Origin of the sequence: Actinoplanes sp. NPDC049599 (assembly GCF_044465625.1) — a bacterium.
Taxonomy (GTDB): Bacteria; Actinomycetota; Actinomycetes; order Mycobacteriales; family Micromonosporaceae; genus Actinoplanes.
Window position 1 is genome coordinate 18,684 of record NZ_JBITLX010000024.1, and the last position, 19,000, is coordinate 37,683.

At 71.1% G+C, this 19,000-nt stretch carries 13 protein-coding genes; 8 read left to right on the forward strand and 5 right to left on the reverse strand.

The window, feature by feature from the left end; all coding sequences use genetic code 11:
• Positions 1-211 precede the first annotated feature (211 nt).
• A complete protein-coding gene (locus ACIBQZ_RS32185) occupies positions 212-1,291 on the reverse strand; it encodes an inositol-3-phosphate synthase (RefSeq protein ID WP_396092593.1) in 1,080 nt (359 codons plus the stop codon).
• Between the two features lie 20 nt (positions 1,292-1,311).
• Positions 1,312-1,908 carry a PadR family transcriptional regulator gene (locus ACIBQZ_RS32190; protein ID WP_396092594.1) on the reverse strand — a complete coding sequence of 199 codons (597 nt, stop codon included), beginning with the start codon at positions 1,906-1,908 and terminating at the stop codon, positions 1,312-1,314.
• 164 nt (positions 1,909-2,072) lie between these two features.
• On the opposite strand from ACIBQZ_RS32190, the gene ACIBQZ_RS32195 reads away from it, so the two are divergent.
• The 3 genes from ACIBQZ_RS32195 to ACIBQZ_RS32205 all read left to right on the forward strand — a co-directional run bounded on the left by ACIBQZ_RS32195 (position 2,073) and on the right by ACIBQZ_RS32205 (position 7,207).
• A complete protein-coding gene (locus ACIBQZ_RS32195; RefSeq protein ID WP_396092595.1) occupies positions 2,073-2,540 on the forward strand; it encodes a DUF5318 domain-containing protein in 468 nt (155 codons plus the stop codon).
• Positions 2,541-3,023: 483 nt separating this feature from the next.
• Complete coding sequence (locus ACIBQZ_RS32200; protein ID WP_396092596.1) at positions 3,024-5,558, forward strand: transglycosylase domain-containing protein; 2,535 nt, start codon at positions 3,024-3,026, stop codon at positions 5,556-5,558.
• Positions 5,559-5,686: 128 nt separating this feature from the next.
• Positions 5,687-7,207 (forward strand): glycosyltransferase family 87 protein, encoded by a 1,521-nt coding sequence (locus ACIBQZ_RS32205; protein WP_396092597.1) that lies wholly within the window; start codon positions 5,687-5,689, stop codon positions 7,205-7,207.
• A 10-nt stretch (positions 7,208-7,217) separates the two neighbouring features.
• Here ACIBQZ_RS32205 and ACIBQZ_RS32210 read toward each other — a convergent pair whose 3' ends face one another.
• Complete coding sequence (locus ACIBQZ_RS32210) at positions 7,218-9,158, reverse strand: hypothetical protein (RefSeq protein ID WP_396092598.1); 1,941 nt, start codon at positions 9,156-9,158, stop codon at positions 7,218-7,220.
• Positions 9,159-10,470: 1,312 nt separating this feature from the next.
• Positions 10,471-11,247, reverse strand: a complete 777-nt coding sequence (locus ACIBQZ_RS32215) for a deoxyribonuclease IV (RefSeq protein ID WP_396092599.1) — start codon at positions 11,245-11,247, stop codon at positions 10,471-10,473.
• A 188-nt stretch (positions 11,248-11,435) separates the two neighbouring features.
• Between ACIBQZ_RS32215 and ACIBQZ_RS32220 the strand changes: the two genes are divergently transcribed.
• The 5 genes from ACIBQZ_RS32220 (at position 11,436) to rplI (ending at position 14,361) form a co-directional block, all read left to right on the forward strand.
• Complete coding sequence (locus ACIBQZ_RS32220) at positions 11,436-12,401, forward strand: hypothetical protein (RefSeq protein ID WP_396092600.1); 966 nt, start codon at positions 11,436-11,438, stop codon at positions 12,399-12,401.
• Positions 12,402-12,692: 291 nt separating this feature from the next.
• On the forward strand, positions 12,693-12,983 hold the full coding sequence (gene rpsF / locus ACIBQZ_RS32225) for a 30S ribosomal protein S6 (protein WP_023563150.1): 291 nt from the start codon (positions 12,693-12,695) through the stop codon (positions 12,981-12,983).
• Positions 12,984-13,050: 67 nt separating this feature from the next.
• Positions 13,051-13,620, forward strand: coding sequence for a single-stranded DNA-binding protein (locus tag ACIBQZ_RS32230; RefSeq protein ID WP_396092601.1), 570 nt, complete (start codon positions 13,051-13,053; stop codon positions 13,618-13,620).
• 37 nt (positions 13,621-13,657) lie between these two features.
• The gene (gene rpsR / locus ACIBQZ_RS32235; RefSeq protein WP_007073789.1) at positions 13,658-13,897 is read left to right on the forward strand and encodes a 30S ribosomal protein S18; all 240 of its coding nucleotides are present in this window, start codon (positions 13,658-13,660) and stop codon (positions 13,895-13,897) included.
• A gap of 14 nt (positions 13,898-13,911) precedes the next feature.
• Entirely contained in the window at positions 13,912-14,361 is a 450-nt protein-coding gene (gene rplI / locus ACIBQZ_RS32240) for a 50S ribosomal protein L9 (RefSeq protein ID WP_396092602.1), read from the forward strand.
• A 70-nt stretch (positions 14,362-14,431) separates the two neighbouring features.
• On the opposite strand, the gene ACIBQZ_RS32245 is transcribed toward rplI, so the two are convergent.
• Entirely contained in the window at positions 14,432-18,481 is a 4,050-nt protein-coding gene (locus ACIBQZ_RS32245) for a hypothetical protein (protein WP_396092603.1), read from the reverse strand.
• Positions 18,482-19,000: the final 519 nt, after the last annotated feature.

Here is a 19,000-nt window from a genome sequence, read left to right on the forward strand (position 1 = left end):
TGGCCTGGAACGTCACGACCCGGGACGGTGCTGCGGGCGTACCGGATGGGGTGTTGACCGGGCGGGCACAGGCCGCCAGGGAGGCCGGCGAGGCCGAGCGCGACGGCGGCCGTGGTGGGACGCACGTTGGTGAGCTTGGCGATCGCAGTGCCGAAGCTCACAAGGAAGAAGGCCGGACCGCCCTGCGGTCCGGCCTTTCCTCAGCGGTGGATCAGCGCTCGATCTCGCCCGCGATGAACGCCTCGACCGCGTTCTTCGCGTCGTGGTCGTTGTACTGCACCGGCGGGGACTTCATGAAGTACGAGCTCGCCGAGAGGATCGGGCCACCGATGCCGCGGTCCTTGGCGATCTTCGCCGCGCGGACCGCGTCGATGATGACGCCGGCCGAGTTCGGCGAGTCCCACACCTCGAGCTTGAGCTCCGCGTTCAGCGGGGTGTCGCCGAAGCTGCGGCCCTCGAGCCGGATGTAGGCCCACTTGCGGTCGTCGAGCCACGGCACGTGGTCCGACGGGCCGATGTGCACGTCGCTCTTGACCATCTCGTGCGGGATCTGGGAGGTCACCGACTGGGTCTTGGAGATCTTCTTGGACACCAGGCGCTTGCGCTCCAGCATGTTCATGAAGTCCATGTTGCCGCCGAAGTTGAGCTGGTAGGTGCGCAGCAGCTCAACGCCGCGGTCCTCGAACAGCTTGGCGAGCGCGCGGTGCACGATCGTCGCGCCGACCTGGCTCTTGATGTCGTCACCGACGATCGGCAGGCCGGCGTCGGTGAACTTCTGCGCCCACGTCGGGTCCGAGGCGATGAAGACCGGCAGGGCGTTGACGAACGCGCAACCGGCGTCGATCGCGGCCTGCGCGTAGAACTTGTCAGCCTCCTCGGAACCCACCGGCAGGTACGAGACGACGACGTCGACCTGGGCGTCGCGCAGCGCCTGCGCGATGTCGACCGGCTCGGCGGACGACTCCTCGACCATCTCGCGGTAGTACGTGCCCAGCCCGTCGAAGGTCGGTCCACGCTGGACGGTCACGCCGGTGGGCGCGACGTCGGTCAGCGTGATCGTGTTGTTCTCGCTGGCCACGATGGCCTCGGAGAGGTCCATCCCGACCTTCTTGGCGTCCACGTCGAACGCGGCGACGAACTTCACGTCGGCGACGTGGTAGTCACCGAACTTGACGTGCATGAGACCGGGGACGCGGTCATTGGGGTCGGCTTCGCGGTAGTACTCCACGCCCTGCACGAGGGACGAGGCGCAGTTACCCACACCGACGATGGCGACGCGGACGGAGCCCATCGCGATTGCCTCCTTGTTGATCACGGCCGGTCCAGGTCAGGACGCGGTTTTTCGAGGGATGTGTCCCCAGCTGGGGATCGGCCGGAGCGCTCGTTGGTGATGAGCTCCTCCAGCCAGCGGACTTCGCGCTCGCAGGCGTCGAGTCCGTGGCGCTGCAGTTCGAGGGTGTAGGCGTCGAAGCGGTCGGAGGCGCGCGAGAGAACCTCGCGCAGGCCTTCCCGGCGTTCCTCGATGCGGCGGCGGCGGCCCTCGAGGATCCGCAGCCGCGTCGCCCGGTCGGTCCGGGAGAAGAAGGCGAAGTGCACACCGAAGCCGGCGTCGTCGTACGTCTCCGGACCCGCCTGGGCGAGCAACTCGGCGAATCGCTCCTTGCCCTCGGCCGTGATTTTGTAGACAACCCGGCCGCGCTTGCTGGTGAGCGGGGGAATGATCTCGGTGTCGGCGATCTCGGCCTCGCCGATCCAGCCGGCGGTCTGCAGGCGCTTGAGCGTGGGGTACAAGGTGCCGTAGCTGATCGCCGCGCGGATCGTGCCGAGCTTGGTGGCGAGTTCCTTGCGCAGCTCGTAGCCGTGCATCGGGGATTCCTGGAGCAGCCCGAGGATCGCGAGTTCCAACATGACGCCCACCCCCTCCGCCGTCTCGCACGATGTATCGGCCCGATACATCGCAACCGTAGATCGGGTTCCGCTCGACCGCAAGGGCGGCTACGGTTGTGCAGTGGTCGCGCCACGCTGTGTGATGGCTGTCGCCGTACGGGTGTGGACCGCGTACTCTCTTCGCCATGCGCACGCAGCGGCAGGTGGTCGACTACTCGCTTCAGAAGCGAGCGCTGCTGCGTGACGTGCACAATGGCAAGGTGGGGACGCTTGAGGTCTGTGATGCGTCGCCATACCTGAAAAACGCAGCTAGGTTCCACGGCGAGCCGACCGACGACCGGTGTCCGGTCTGCCGTCGCGACAATCTGACCCTGGTGCATTACATCTACGGCGATGAGCTCAAGCAGTCCGCCGGGCAGGCCCGCAAGCTGGCGGAGCTGCCTGTCCTGGCGATGACGCTGCGTGAGTTTCAGGTCTTCGTGGTCGAGGTGTGCCAATCCTGCGCGTGGAACCATCTGATCGAGCAGTACCTGCTCGGGCGGGACGCGCTGAACCCCGACGAACTGGACCAGGGCGGGGCCGTCGCCTCGTCCGCCTCGGGCCGCCACCGCGAGACAGGGTCGTCGTCACATCGCCGGGAGGGCCGACAGTGAGCGGCCTCAACGTCGCTAACGTGGACACGACCCCGACCGATACGGGCATCCAGCGCCGCAGTCGGTCATTCTTGACATCCGACAGGGCGGCTGCGGACCCGCAGCCCAGAATCGTCCGCCCGTGGCATCGCCTCCGAAGTCCCTCCAGGGCTTCTCTGGCGCGCCACCGCGACCGGTAGGTGTGACCGAATGAACTCGTACGGCGATCCGCAGTCTGCGCGTGCCCGGGCCCGAGTGCCCGGGCCGTCCGCTGCATCCACGCCTGACGACGACCAGTCCGGCTACGACGAACGACCCTCGCCCGACGCCTATCGGCGTCCGGTCGGCGGTCGCGCGAGTGTCAGCGGCCCCGCGCCGCGTGGCGCCGCGCCTGTCGGCGCCGCACCGGTCGGCGGCCGGGCTGCTGTCGGCGGCGCCGGCCGCGCCTCGGTCGGCGCAGGCACGGGCAGCGTGGGTTCCGCCCGGGTCGGCGGGCGCGCGTCCGTGGGCGCTCCCCCGGAGGCCGGTCCCGCGTACGGCGGCCGGGGCGCGGTCGCCCGCGCCGCGGTGCGGCCGGTGCCACCCGGCGTCGGTGGTCCGGGTGGACCGGACGACCGTGACGGCGTCGGCCAGGGCTCCCGCGGCAGCGCCTCGAAGATCCTCAACAAGGCCTCGAAGCGACGCCGCCGGATGAACATCCTGACCGCTGCGGCGGCGGTGGTCGTCATCCTGCTCGGCGCGGGCGTGGTCGGCGGCACCTACTTCTTCGACAACGTCACCTTCAAGGAGCCGACCGCCGAGGCGCAGACCACGCAGCTGCTCGCGAGCGACAACAAGACGGTGCTCGCGTCGCTGGGTCAGTTCAACCGGTCGATCGTCCCGAACGCCAGCATCAACCCGCTGATCAAGCTCGCGGTGGTGTCGGCCGAGGACAAGGGCTTCTACAAGCACAACGGCATCGACATGAAGGGCATCGCCCGGGCCGCGTGGAACAACTTCACCGGCGGCGACACCCAGGGCGCGTCGACGATCACCCAGCAGTACGCGAAGTACGCCACCAAGCGTAAAGAGATCACGTACAACGTGAAGCTCCGCGAGGCGGTCATCGCGCGCAAGATGGAGGACGAGTACAGCAAGGACGAGATCCTCGGCCGGTACCTCAACTCCGTTTACTTCGGCCGCGGCGCGTACGGCGTCGAGGCGGCCGTCAAGGCGTACTTCGGCCCGGGTCGCTCGTCGCTGACCCCGGTCGGCACGAAGGGTGCGATCACGGCCGGCGAGGCCGCGATCATCGCCTCGGTGATCAAGCAGCCGGAGCCCAGCAAGACGCACCAGGGCTACGACCCGCAGAACAACATGCCGGACGCCCAGGACCGCTGGCGCTACACGGTCGGCAACATGGCCGAGCTGGCCCTGCCGGCCGGGATGAAGGACGCCGGCGTGCCGTCGGGCATCAACCCGCCCACCGAGTACCCGAAGACCTGGAAGAAGTGGGACCCGGACAAGTGCACCACCACCTGCGGTAACAACAAGCCGAGTGCCAAGATCGTCAAGTACGTGAAGCGCGAGCTGCGCGACATGAACATCGGCGACGACATGCTGAACCAGGGTGGCCTGCAGATCCGCACCACGATCAACACCGCGGTGCAGGAGGAGGCCGAGAAGGCCGCCAACCGCACCAGCAAGAAGTCGCCGCTGGCCGACCTGCCGGACACGTACAAGTCGGCGCTGGTCGCGATCAACCCGGAGAACGGGCGGGTGCTCGCGTACTACGGCGGCCCGGACGCGGCCAGCTGGGACTACGCCGGGCCCAACTACACCGACGACGGCAAGACGTTCATCGGTGGCGGCCGGCCGCCCGGCTCGACGTTCAAGATCTACACCTTGATCGCGGCGCTGGCCGACGGCTACGGCATGGACACCATCTGGGACTCCACGCTGAAGAAGGTCGACGGCGGCGGCAAGATCAGCAACGCCGGCCGGGAGGGCGGCGGCCTGAAGTGCCCGAGCCCGAAGGCGTGTTCGCTCGAGGTGTCCACCGAGCAGTCGTACAACTTCACGTTCTACTGGCTCGCCGACGCCCTGGGCCCGGAGAAGGTCATCCAGATGGCCCACAAGGCCGGCATCCAGCTGATCGGTGACCCGGAGACCGCGGCCCGCTACGACCTCAACAAGCTGAGCGAGTCGGAGATCGAGAAGAAGGGCTACGGCCGCGAGGTCGGCTTCGGCCAGTACGCGATCACCGCGCTCGACCACGCCAACGGCGTCGCGACGATCGCCAACAACGGCGTCTACAACAAGGCCCACTTCGTCCGCGAGGTCGACCAGCGTGACCCCAAGACGGGCAAGTTCGTCCCGGTGAAGAACACCGCCGAGAAGCTCAAGCCGGTCGAGGCGTTCAGCCCCGATGTCGCCGCCGCGGTTCAGAACGTGATGCAGAAGATCCCCGGGATCAACGGCATCAACCTGGACAACGGCCGCAAGGCCATCGGCAAGACCGGCACCTGGGAGTTCACCGGCAAGGGCGGCAAGGACGGCGACAACGGTGACGCCTGGATGGTCGGCGGCACCAAGGAGCTCGCCGCTGCCGTCTGGGTCGGCCGCGAAAAGGTCAACAAGAAGAAGCAGACGGAACTGATGCCGATCTACCGTCCCGGCACCAAGACGCCGATGAACGGTGGCTCGACGCCCGGCAAGATCTGGAAGACCTTCCTGGACGCCGCCTCGAAGGCGATCAAGGCCGACAACAAGGACTTCCTGCCGAACACCACGGCGTTCGTCGACCCGAACAAGAAGGGCAACGGCGTCCTGCCGCCGCCACCTCCGGTCGAGCAGCCGGACAACAACAACAACCCGCTCTGTGGTTTCCTGCCCTGTGGTGACAACAACGGCAACAACGGCGGCAACGGCAACGGCAACAACGGCGGCGAGACCGGCCAGCCCGGCACGACGTTACCGACGATCCCCGGCGGGGACACCGGTAACGACACCGACGGCGGCGGCGGTCAGACCGACGGAAACATCGACGGCGGCGGCTGACGCCCTCGACAGCCGTAGCGGCGCCCGCTCCTCGGAGCCGGGCGCCGCTACGCTTTTGTGACCTTGTAGCCGGACTGTGCCGTAGGGCGTCGCCTGACCGTCCGGCCGATGCGGCATGATGCCAAAGCATGAGCGCGCCATCGTCGGAGGAGACCGACCGCCCTGACCTGCCCGCCGAATCGGACGGTTTCGTCCGGGGGTTGTCGCAGGCGATCGGCGGACCGCTCGGCGACCATGCCGTCCGCCCGGACGCCCGCCGCAGCCGGTTCTGGACCGCACCGCGGATCATCCTGGCGCTGCTCTGCATGACGCTGGCGCTGAGCTGGGTGCAGAAGTCGCCCTGCCAGGACGGCGACTGGCAGAAGAACGTCCAGTACACCCGGTTCTGCTACACCGACGTGCTGGCCTTGTACTACGCCGAGGGGCTCAACGAGGGCAAGGTCCCGTACAAGGACCACCCCGTCGAGTATCCGGTGGTCACCGGCTACTTCATGGGCGCGATCGGCCTGCCGGTGCACGCCCTCGGCCAGAAGTACCCGGAGATCAACCAGGGCAAGTGGTTCTACAACGCCAACGCGCTGGTGCTGTCCGCGCTGGCCGTGGCCTCGATCGCGATGATCCTCGCGCTGCGCCGCCGCCGGCCCTGGGACGCGGCGATCTTCGCCCTGTCGCCGATCGTGCTGATCACCGCGACGGTCAACTGGGACTTCCTGGCCATCGCCCTGGCCGTGTTCGGCGTGTACGCCTGGGCCAGACGATGGCCGGTGGCCGCCGGCCTGCTGCTCGGCCTGGGCGGCGCGGCCAAGCTGTGGCCGCTGTTCATCCTCGGGCCGCTGTTCGTCCTGGGCCTGCGGGCGAAACGCCTGGCCCCGTTCTGGCTGGCGACCGCCACGGCGGCGGTGGCCTGGGTGGCGGTCAACATCCCGGTGGCGGTGCTGTATCGCACGAGCTGGAACCGCTTCTTCGAACTCAACCAGGACCGGCCGATCGACTGGGGCACCTCCTGGTACGTCGGGCGCTACCTGGACACGAAGTGGAACACCGGGACGGTCGGCGATCAGGGCCCGTTCCAATGGCTCAGCGACCACATCCCGGTGCTCAACAACCTCTCGTACGGCCTGACCGCCCTCGCCTGCCTCGGGGTGGCCGTGCTGTGCCTGCTGGCCCCGCGCCGGCCCCGGCTCGCCCAGCTGGCGTTCCTGGTGGTGGCGGCCTTCCTGATCTTCAGCAAGGTCTGGTCCCAGCAGTACGTGCTCTGGCTGCTGCCGCTGATCGTGCTGGCCCGGCCGCGCTGGGGAGCGATCATCGCGTGGACGGTGGCGGAGATCGGCTACTTCACGGCGTTCTACGCGGAGCTGCTCGGCGCCGGCGGCAAGCCGGTCATTCCGGAGGGCACGTTCGTGCTGGCCTCGAGCCTGCGGCTGATCACGGTGGGGATCCTCTGCGGGCTGGTGATCCGGGAGATCTGGCGCCCGGAACTGGACGTGGTGCGGCAGACCTACCGCGACGACCCGGACGGCGGGGTGCTCAACGAGGCGCCGGACGCCGGCTGGGTCGAGGGGCTGCGACGGCGACTGCGGCTGACGCCACGACCCGCGGAGGCCGAGGAAGCGGCCCCACCGGCGGCTTCGCCCACGCCGGTAGGCTGAGCATTCGCCGTTAGTTCAGGTAGAAGACCACCGTGTTGTTGTCCAGGTCCTCCCGGCGGATGCCCAGCGTGTCCACCGGCACGTCGCCGGACCGCTCCCACGGCGTGCCCACCACCTGGCTCCGCAGCAGCAGCACCGCGCCGACCTTGAGCTGCCGCAGGTAGTCGACGCTCGCCCGGTCCGGGAACGCCGCCACCGAACGCCGCAGCTCGGACTGGCGTTGCGGGGCGAACCCGCCGCTGCCGTTCGCCACCTGCTGGAACCGTGACGTCGTCCAGAGCATCACGGTCTGGTCGGTGAGCGCCGTCGTCGGCAGCACCAGCATCGGGCCGGTGATGGTCCGCATCGCGGCCGGCTGCTCGGGCACCACCGGATGCGCGGTTGCGTTCCAGGTCTCGACCACCACCAGCAGCAACGGCACGAGCGTCGCCAGCCGCAGCCACGGCCCGGGCCACGGTGGCATCCGAGCCGCCGCCAGATGCTCGGCCCGCCGGACGAACTCGGCAACCGCCCCCGCGGCGAGGATCGCCAGCAGCAACGTCACCCACAACATCAGGCGGCCGGGGATCCGCACCCCGAACGCCGACGACAGATGGCCGAAGAGGGGCAGGTAGGTCCACCGGCCCTCGAAGAAGGTGGTGCCGAGGGTCAGGATCACGCTGACGACAACGGCGGCGAGCAACAGCAGGCGCTGCCAGATCCGCCACACGGAGAAGACCAGCCCGACCAGCGCCAGGGCATAGAGGACAAACCCCGGTAACAGAGCCATCTCGGCGGGCCAGCCCAGCGACTGCCGCGGCACCGCATGCGGCCCACCCCAGATCCGCGACTCGGCCGGCCCGATCAGCAGGGCCCGCAACGGCGGCGAGAAGAACTTGATCTCGGTGCCGGCGGGCGCGGTGTCCGGCACCCGCAGGTACGGCAGCGCGATCAGCAACCCGACGCCGGCGAAGATCAGGGTGCCGAGCAGATCGGTGACCAGCAGCCGCCAGCCGAGCACGGGCCGCGGCGACCGGCGACGCAACCGGCGCACCAGCACGGCCAGCCCGACCACCACGATCAGCAACGCGAGCACATAGGCGAACGGCAGCCCGAGCGAGAACCCGAGACTGACCTGCCAGACCGCGACGAGCCAGCCGACGGCGGCCCAGCCGGCATGGCGGCGGCCGGGGCGGAAGCCGTACCGCATGGACCAGCCGTGCCCCCGGGCGAGCATGGCCAGAGCCAGCGGAATCCCGCCCGCGGAGATGACGTCGAGGTGCCCCTCCTGGGCCAGTCGCCACGGCGCGTACGCGAACGCAACCGCACCGACCAGCGCACCGGTCCGGCCGGCGCCGCACTGCCGGATCAACGCGTAGCCGCCGATGGCGAGCAGGGCGTGGGCGAGCACAAAGAGGATGTTGTACCGCAGGACGGCGGCGACCGGGCCGCTGCCGAGCATGCCGGCGGGGGCATAGCCGAGCATGCTGTTGCCGGAGGCGAAGCTGTACGGCTCCGGGAAGAAGGCGTTGGCCTGCCAGAGCTTGGCCGGGTCGGTGATGAGGATGTGCCCGGCCCAGGAGATCTGCCAGGCCTGCCGGGACGGATCCCAGATGTCCTGCGGGAACGTGTGCAGCGGGTACTGCAGGGTGGGCCAGGTGAGCAGCACGGCCAGCACCAGGGAACCGTAGGTGACCAGGGCGTACTCGTGGATGAGAACACGACCGACGCGACGGGTGGCGCGGCGGATGCGGCCGGGGGAACGCTCGGAGGTCTCGGCGAAGGCGGTCCAGGGGTCGGGCGGGGCGCCTGGGGGGCGGGTGGAGGGGAGCTTGGGCTTGCGGCGGCGGAGGCCTTTTCCGGTGGTCGCTTCCGGCTCGGCCTTCTTGCCGGCTTCGCCGTCCGGCTCGTCTTTGCCTTCGGTCTTTCCGGCCTTGGCATCGGCCGGGCCGTCGGTCTTGGCGGCGGTCACCGCGGCGTCGGTCTTCGTGGTGCTCGCCGGGCCGTCGGTTTTGGCGGTGCTTGCAGTGCCGGTCGGTGCGTCCGTTTTTGCGGGGCTTGCGGCACCGGCCAGGGAGCCCGCTGCGGCGCCAGCCGTTTTGTTCTCCTTCGCAGCATTTGCGCGGGCGGGGCTGCCCTTTGAGTCGGCCTGGCCAGCTGTTTTCGCGGAGCTTGTGGCTGCGGGGTCAGTCGGACCATCTGTTTTCGTGGAGCTCGCTGTCGCCGTGCCGGCCGGGCCGTCCGCTCTTGCGACGGTTGTGCCCGCGGCGTTGGCCGGGCCTTCCGCCAGTGCGGCGCTTGCGCCTGCGGTGGCCGTGCTCGCGGTGCCGTGCTCGGCAACAGCTGGTCCGTCTGCCTTCGCGGCGTTTGCGCTTGTGGTGCCTGCGGTGTTGTCCCTCGGGCTTTCCCACATCCCGACGTCGGCGCTCTCCTCGGCGGAGATGGAGCTGTAGGCGGCACTCGAGGTGCGGCCGACAGCCGGCCGAGGTCCAATGCCGCCCCTGCTGGCGGCGGCCTCAGGGCGGCTCGTTGGCCGCGCTGCGGCGCCGGTCGTCTGCTCAGGCGCGGAGCCACTGTCGGCCGGGGCCGGGGCCGGGTCGGCCGGCGAGCCGTTCGTGGGAAACATGCTGTCGGCGTCAGAAGCGGGGCTGGTCGATCTATCCCAAGTGTCCTTCGTGGACGGCTGACCTAGGGATGCGGGCGCGGGCGGGACGGCCGGCCGCAGCGCGACCGGAGCACTCTTGCCGGCCCGCGCTCTCCGCAGCCCGCCCCATCGCCGGACAGCCTTGGGCTGCCCCCCGCCCTGCGCTGATCCAGCTGATCCAGCTGACCTGGCCGACTCGGAGGATCCGGCTGATCCAGCGGACCCGGCTGATCCGGCTGATCCAGCTGATCCGGCTGATCCGGCTGATCCGGCTGATCCAGCGGACCCGGCTGATCCGGCTGATCCAGCGGACCCGGCTGATCCGGCTGATCCAGCTGATCCGGCTGATCCGGCTGATCCGGCTGATCCGGCTGATCCAGCGGACCCGGCTGATCCGGCTGATCCAGCGGACCCGGCTGATCCGGCCGACCCGGCCGACCCGGCCGATCCCGCCGACTGCGCGACGGTTTCACCCACCAACTCCGGCCCACTGCCCGCACCGGCGCCCGGAGAGTCGGCGCCCGGAGAGTCGGCGCCCGAGCGACGCGTCTCCCCCGGCGCGGCCTCGGCCGGGTCGGGATCGGCGCCGACCCGCGGCGGCGGCTGGTCCGTCGTCATGCTGCTCCCTCGTGGCGCTGCGTCAGCTGGCCGCCCTCTCGCGCAGCAGCGCGATGTCGGCGGACTGGCCTTCCACGCCGCCGGGTGTCTCGACGATCGCGGGGGCGCCCGCGGCGCGGATCGCCGCCACGACCAGCTCCGGGTCGATCTTGCCATTGCCGAGGTTGTCGTGCCGGTCGCGGCCCGAGTCGAAGCCGTCCTTCGAGTCGTTCGCGTGGATCAGGTCGATGCGGCCGGTGATCGACTTGACCCGGTCCACGATGTCGAGCAGCTCCTCGCCGCCCGCGTGGGCGTGGCACGTGTCCAGGCAGAAGCCCGCGCCGAATTCGCCCACCGCGTCCCACAGGCGGGCCAGGTTGTCGAAGCGGCGGGCCATTGCGTGGTCGCCGCCGGCCGTGTTCTCGATCAGGATCGGCAGTGGCAGGCCGCCTTCCTTTTCCACGTACGCAAAAGTCTTGCGCCAATTGTCGAATCCGACCGCGATGTCGTCGCCGGCGTTCACGTGCCCGCCGTGCACGATCAGGCCGCGCGCCCCGATCGCGGCCGCGGCGCGGGCGTGCGTCAGCAGCAGCTTGCGGCTCGGGATGCGGATCCGGTTGTTCAGTGTGGCCACATTGATCACGTAGGGCGCGTGGACGTAGATGTCCACGTCGGACGCCTTGAGCGCCGACGCGTCCGGTCGCTCGGCCGGGGCCTTCCAGCCCTGCGGATCAGCGAGGAAGAACTGGACGACGTCGGCGCCGCGAGCGGCGGCCGCTTCGAGGGGTCCGGCGGGATCGACATGGGCTCCGATGCGCATGGGTCCGAGCCTACGACGTGGGTACGACGGTCACCCGCCGTTGTCGCATCGCAACCGTACGCGTCACCGGGCTCGTCCGGGCGTCGTTAATCGAGAGGATCACACATACCTACGTACCGGTGCGAACCGGTCGAGCTGGGAGATGGTGCATGTCGCGGCAAGTCCGAAACCGTGTGACGGCGACGGCATTGGGCGGATTTCTGCTCGGTGCCGCGCTGCTGACGACCGGCACGGCCAGCGCCGAGCAGGTCTCCGGCGGCGGTCGGCAGGTGGTCTTCGCGGGCGGCGGGGTGCTCGGCCTCTCCTGCAAGTCCACGCCCTCCGTCGAGTCCATGACCGTGCCGGCCGACGGTCGGGTGCTGCTGGTCAACCGGACCGGGCACGGCGCGCAGCTGCGGCTCAACGGCGAGGCCCGGGGTTCACTCCCGGACGACGGCTCGACCGAGGTGGTCTTCCGCCGCGGCACCACGGCCGTCACCCTCGATCCGACCTGCGCGATCACCGATCAGGCGACGCCGGTCCTGGTCACGGCGACGCCGGTGCTGACGGACGGGCCCGATCCGATCCCCGCGCCGCTCGATCCGGACACGGACACGGCCGAGACGCCGGGCACGCCCACCGAGCCGGGCACGCCCGCCGCGCCGTCGGACACCGGCTCCGCGCTGCCGGATTCGGTCCCGCCGGCGACCCGGCCGCAACGCCCGCCGACCACCGCGGCCGGGCGACCGTCGGCCGGCCGCCCGAACCCGGCGCACGCCACCCGGGTCGCCGCCCAGGCCGCGACCACGGCTGCCCAGGCGATGCCGCAGGGCGGTGCGGCCTCCCGGGTCAAGACCACAAAACCGACCAGGGGTACGGCGGGAGCCGTCGCTCCGGCGTTCTCGGGGATGCCACCCGGTGACGACAAGACGATTCTTCCCGGCGTACCCAGTCTTGATCTGCCCGCGCCACCGACGGTGGCCGCGCCGGACCCGCCGGCCGGAGCGTCCTCGGGCGTTGTCGTGGCGGAGCCGGTCGCGGCGATGCGGCCGTTGCCGGAGTCACGGCCGGTCGGGCTGCTCGCGCTGATCGCGACGGTGAGCGTGCTCGGTGTGGCAATCGGGGTAATTCGGGCAATGGTGTCGCAACGTGCATCTCGGACAAGTGTCGCGTAGACTAGTCGACAGACAGGCTCCGCGGGGCGGCCGTTCCAATCTCATCGGTGTGGTCGTTCCTCCCCAGGTCCCACCCAGCGAATGCGGACCGGGCGCCCCGCGGCTTCCCGCCTTGAAGGGCTCCGTCCGTGGACGGGGCCCTTTTTGGGCGCACGCCCCCGCGCGGGTATGCTGGCTCGGTTCGCAATGTGTCTGCCGTGGGCGCCGCCCACGGTTTTCTGTTGCGAGCGACACAAGACCTCCTGCCACGGAGAGACCGTGGCCGCTAAGCCCACAGGAGGTGAGAACGTCTTGCGTCATTACGAACTCATGGTGATCCTCGACCCCAGTCTCGAGGAGCGCACCGTTGCACCGTCGCTCGACACGTACCTGAACGTGATCCGCACCGCGGGCGGCTCGGTGGAGAAGCTCGATGTGTGGGGCCGTCGCCGGCTCTCGTTCGAGATCAACAAGAAGGCCGAAGGCATCTACGCTGTCGTCGACCTGCAGGCGACGCCGGAGGCTGTGGCCGAGCTGGACCGTCAGCTCCGCCTGAACGAGTCGATCCTGCGGACCAAGGTCATCCGGCCCGAGACCCGCTGACGTTCGTTTTTGTCAGGGGGCTCTGAGAGCCTCCTTGCGAAACGCATGAAGCGGCGAGGAGAAGATCATGGCAGGAGAAACCACCATCACGGTCGTCGGTAACTTGACCGACGACCCTGAGCTGCGCTTCACCCCCTCGGGGGCGGCAGTCGCCAAGTTCCGCATCGCTTCGACACCGCGGACGATGGACCGGCAGTCGGGCGAATGGAAAGACGGCGAGCCACTCTTCCTTGCGTGCAACGTCTGGCGTGACGCCGCCGAGCACGTCGCCGAGTCGCTGCAGCGTGGCGCTCGGGTGATCGTGCAGGGCCGGCTGCGCCAGCGGTCTTACGAGACCCGCGAGGGCGAGAAGCGCACCGTCTATGAGCTCGAGGTCGACGAGATCGGCCCGTCCCTGCGCTACGCCACGGCGAAGGTGCAGAAGATGTCCCGGTCCGGCGGCGGCGGTGGGGGCGGCTTCGGCGCCTCCGGCGGCGGCGCTGGTGGTGGCAACCGGCAGCCCAGCGGCGGCGGAGGCGGAGGCAACAACTCCAACTTCGACGACCCCTGGGCCACGGCGGCCCCGGCTTCCGGCGCCCGTCCCAGCGGGGGCGGCGCCAGCAGCAACTCCTCGTTCGACGACGAGCCACCTTTCTGAGCCCGACGGGCTTTCTTGATTTCAGGAGTTAAGAGCTATGGCTAAGGCTGCGGCACTTCGCAAGCCGAAGAAGAAGGTGAACCCGCTCGACAAGGACGGGATCACCTACATCGACTACAAGGACACCGCGCTGCTGCGCAAGTTCATCTCCGACCGCGGCAAGATCCGCGCTCGGCGGGTGACCGGCGTGACCTCGCAGCAGCAGCGGCAGATCGCCCGCGCGGTCAAGAACGCCCGTGAGATGGCGCTCCTGCCGTACACGGCCACGGCGCGCTGAGGGGAGGCACCGAAATGAAGATCATCCTTACTCAGGAGGTGTCGGGCCTCGGCACCCCCGGCGATGTCATCGAGGTCAAGGACGGCTACGGCCGTAACTACCTCCTCCCGCAGGGTTTCGCGATCCGCTGGAGCAAGGGCGCCGAGAAGCAGGTCACGGTCATCAAGCGGGCGCGCGACGCCCGGGAGATCCGCGACCTGGGCCAGGCCAACGAGGTCAAGGGCCAGCTCGAGGGCCTCAAGGTCACCCTGTCGGCGCGGTCCGGCACCGGCGGCCGGCTGTTCGGCTCGATCACCCCGGCCGAGATCGTCGACGCGGTCAAGACCGCCGGCGGTCCCGCGCTGGACCGGCGTCGTCTTGAGCTGACGGCCCCGATCAAGACCACGGGCGCTTACAAGGTCCAGGTCAAGCTGCACCCCGAGGTGACCGCGTCGTTCCCCGTGAACGTCGTCGCCGCCAAGTAACACGGTTCACGCTCAGCGCGCCGGCCCCTCGGGGCCGGCGCGCTTTGTCGTTCGCGGAGGCTTTTGCTCGTCAGCTGAGCGATTGACCGGTGATCGCGGAGGTCAGCACGGTCGCCAGGCCGCCGCCCATCACCGCCGCGGCGAGGCCCACGCTCGCCGCCTTCCAGGAGCCGCTCGCCCAGCGCAGACCCACGGCGACCAGCATGCTCAGCACCAGGGACAGGCCGAACTGCGGGGCGGCGCCGGCCAGGGTGTCGAGCGCGTGCGCCTGCTGGGTGCCGTTGAGCACGAGCATGTAGAGCACAAAGAGGACAACCGGCACGCCGTACCAGACGACCGTGTAACCCACGGCCGCGAGCGGACCGCCGGTGTCCTCCTCGAGTTCCTCGTCCGGTTCGAGCAGGTCGTTCTGCCGCGCCGAAGGCGACGGCAGCGTGCTGACCGGGCGCCGCTCGTAGGTCCCGGCCGACGACGCCACCGCGCCGCGCGGCGGCCACTGCGTGTCCGGCGGGTCCTGCCACCGGGCGCCGGTGCGCTGAATGACCTCCGTCGCGCCCTCGGAGGCCGAGTTGGCGGCCGGCACCTTCACCGAGGCCGCGGCCCCGTTCTTCGACGGCGGCCGGAACGGCACGAAGTCGGCCGTGCTGATCCGCCGCGACTCACCGTCGGCCAGATCGCTGTCGGCGTTGAGCTCCCGCCGCCAGTCCCCGGTGCTGCCCTCGCGATAGGTCGCCGAGCCACGGCCGGTGTCGTCGGCCTCGGCCTGCCGCCAGGCGCCCGGCTCGACCGGCGGACGGATCTCGGTCGCCGCCTCGCTCACCAGCGGCGGCTCACCCTGCTCTGCGCGCAGCTGGTTCCGCCATGCATCGGTGCGGGCAGCCGCCTGAGCGTCGGCTCGCCAGGCGCCCGGCTGCGAAGACACCGGGGTGGCCGAGCCGGCAGTGCCGGACACGGGCCGGGCTGCGGTCTCCCCGCCGCGCGGCCGTGTCCCGGGGACGGCCACGGAAGCACTGCCGCGCGCACGTTGGTCCGGCGGCGCGGACATCGGCTCGACATCGCGCAGACGCGCCGCCGGCTGATCGTCGGGCATGGCGGAGACCGGGCTGTCCGGACCGGCCCCCCGCCGCCGCTGATCCGGCGGCGCGGACATCGGCCGGTCGTCCTCCCGCTGCCAGGCCGCCGCCGGCATGTCGTCCTCCCGCCAGGAGCGGGGCGGCGCCGAGACCGGCCCGTCCTGGTCACGCTGCCAGGAGGCCGGCGGCTCGTCCTCGTCACGCTGCCAGGACGCGGGCTGGGCCGAAACGGGCACGTTGGCGTCGCGCCGCCGCGAGGGGGAGATCGGCCTGGTCGGTGCCTCGCCGTCGCGGCGCCAGATCTCGGGATCGAGCGGCGGTTCCGCGCTCGCGGTCAGCTGCAGGCGGGTCGTACGGGGTTCGGGCGCGCGGCGGCGTGGACCGTCGTCGTCGGCCGGTTCGCTGCGGAACCGCGCGGCCGCGTCACGATCACGTCGGGCAACCGCCTCGCGGCTCTCCAGTGCGGCGGGGCGTCGTCGCCCACCGCCGCTGCCGCGATCGTCGTCGCGGGGACCTCGGCGAGGGCCTCGGTCATCATCCTCGTCTTCTTCGTCCTCGGGCTCCTGCCGGTGCCACTGGCCGGTGTCGCTGTCCCGCAGCCACACGTCCGACTCAGGGTCCCGGTGCCAGGCGCCGGACTCGAGTTCCCGCTGCCAGCTGGTGTCCCGCTCGCGCCGGCGGTAGTCCCGCTGGGTGTCCGGGCCGCGGTCCAGCTCGGGCCGGCGCGGGCCGCGCTGTCCGTCGGGCCCACGCGGGATCCCGCCGCTGCGCTGACCAGCCTCAACACCGCGCCGAGGCTCCGGCCCGCGCGGCGCTTCGGTGTCGCGTCGGCCTCGTCGGGGGCCGGGGGGTTCGACACCGCGCCGGGACTCGTCGGGGGCGCGTCGCGGCTCGTCGGGGGCCCGGAAGGCTTCCTGTCCTCGGCGGGGACCTGGTTCGCGGAACGGCTCCGGGCCGCGGCGGGGCTCGGGGGCCTGGTAGGCGTCGGGGCCGCGGCGGGGTTCCGGGCCGGGGCGGGCGCCGGGCCAGCGTTCGAGCTCGCCGCCGCGGGACGGCGGCGAGTCGCGGAAGGGAACCGGGCCGGGCTCGGGGGCGCGGAAGGGTGCCGCTCCGGGCTCGGGAGCGCGGAAAGGCACCGGGCCGGGCTCGGGGGCGCGGAAAGCGTCGGGGCTGCGGCGGGGTTCCGGACTCGGCTGGGTGCCGGGCCAGCGCTCGAGTTCACGACCGCGGGCGGGTGGCTCGGGCTCGCGGCGCCACGAGCCGGTGTCGGTGCGGCTGCCGTCGGCCCCGCGCTGCCAGGAGCCCGTGTCGGTGCGGCCGTTGGCCGTGCCCTGCTGCCAGGAGCCCGTGTCGGTGCGGCCGTTAGGCGCACCCCGCCTGGAGTCGGTGTCGGCGCGGCCGTTAGGCGCATCCCGCTGCCAGGAGCCGGTGTCGGTGCGGCCGACTTCCGGCCGGCCCTGCCAGGACCCGGTGTCGGAGCTGCCGTTGGCTGTGCCCTGCTGCCAGGAGCCGGTGTCGGTGCGGCCGGCTTCCGGTCCGCGTTGCCAGGAGCCGGTGTCGGTGCGGCCGACTTCCGGCCGGCCTTGCCAGGAGCGGCTGGTCTCGCCCTGTTGCCAAGAGCCGGTGTCGGTGCGGCCGTTGGTTGCGCCCTGTTGCCAGGAGCCCGTGTCGGTGCGGCCGTTGGCCGTACCCTGCTGCCACGAGCCGGTGTCGGTGCGGCCGGCTTCCGGCGCGCGTTGCCATGAGCCCGGCTCGATCCGGCTCTGGCGACCGCCGACCTCGGGCTCGCGCTGCCAGGAGCCCGTATCGCCACGCCCCGCCGGATCCTGCCAGCTGCCGGTGTCGCGGGGCTGCAGGGGCAGCGGGATGACGCCCGTCTCCCCGGCGTTCTGCGCCCAGGGGTCGGCCGGCGGTCCCGGCTCCGGGTCGCGCCGCCACGAGCCGGTGTCGCGCCAGCCGTCCGCGCGGGATTCGTCACCGCTGCGCCACCCCTCGGCTGCCGGTGGCGTCCGCCAGCTGTCCGTGCGGGGCTGCTCAGGGCGGGTGGGGTCGGGGCGGGACTGGTCGCCACTGCGCCAGCTGTCGGTGGCCGGCGGGCTCTGCCAGCTGTTGGTGGTGGTGCTTGTGCGCCAGCCGTCCGTCGCGGGCGGCTCGATGCCTCCGCGACGCCAGCTCGGCTCGGCGGTCGTCGACGGGTCCTGGAACGCGGGCATGCTGCCGGTGTCGGTGTGCCCGGCCCAGTTGTCGGCGTCGGAACGTACCGTCCAGCCCGTACCCCCGCTGGTGCGGGAGCCGACGTCGGGCGCCCGGCGGCGACCCACCGGTGGCGCGTCGGCCGGCCGGGCCTGCCCGGCGGCCGACTCGCGCCAGGCGGCGCGGTCGTCCTCGCGGACCAGGTGGCGGCCGTCGTCGATCGGCGCCGACCAACTTCCGGAGTACGAGGTGGGCGCGCTCGCCGGCGGCGTCTCCCGCCACGAGCCCTCCGGCGCCGGGCGACTTGTCTCGGTGAACGCCTGCCAGCTGGGCCGGCTGTCCCACGAGGGGCGTCCCTCGGGCTCGCGCTGGCGGGGCGGCGGCGCGTCGGCGGGCTGCCACGGAGGAGTGGCGCCACCGGACGCGAACTGCTGCCAGGCCGGCCGGTCGTCGCCGCGGGCCGCTTCCCACGGCGGGCCGGCGCCGGGCTGGCTCTGTCGCGGGTCGGCGGGCTGCTGCCAGGACGGGGTGCTGTCGGCCGGCTGTTGCCAGCTGGGGGTGGTGCCCGCCGGATCGTCGGTCGCGGGGGTCGGCCAGGCCGTGCCGGAGATGGCCGGCAGCCGGTTCGGGGTGTCGACCTGCGGCGGGATGACGCTCTCGGCGTCGCCGCTCTGCCAGGCCTCGGTGGTGGTGCGCCAGCCGTGCGAGCCGGTGGCGGAACGCCACTCGGTCGTCTGCCGCCAGCGCGCGCTCTCGGCGGTGGAGCGCCACTCGGAAGTCTGGGTGCGCCAGCCGACGCCCTCGGCCGGCACCGCGGGCCGGCCGGTGGCCGCGACGTCGGACCAGCGACTCACCGTGCCGGTCTGCTCACCTGGTGTCTCAGGATTCCGTGCCCAGGCGTCGGCGCGCAGAGACCAGGCCACGGCCTCGGGAATCGGCTGCATGCTGCCGGTGTCGGCCGGGGAGCCGGTGCCCCAGACGGGCGCGCCAGGCTCCGCATCTGCTGACGAATCGGGATTTTCCGGGCGGCCAGTGGGTGTCCAGGAGTCCTGCGCGCTCCTTTCGCGCGGCAGGCGGGCGCCGTAGTCCCACTCCCGTTGGTCCACCAGAAAAGCGTGACGTGCGCAGGTCCGATCTGCAATGTCTTGGGACGACTGCTTGCTCACGAAGGCGTTCTTTTTATCTCTCCACACGCTGGGGACGACAAAAGTGCTGCTCAGATGGGCGCGCCTCCCGGAATCCCCAGGGGTTGTACACAGGCTGTGCACAGGACCGCGCACAGGAGCGGGCGGGTTGTCCACAGGTTGTCCCGAGGCTCGTCCACCGGCTCACTTGGGTCTGTGACGTGCGGGTTCGTATGGTTACCCGCGCCG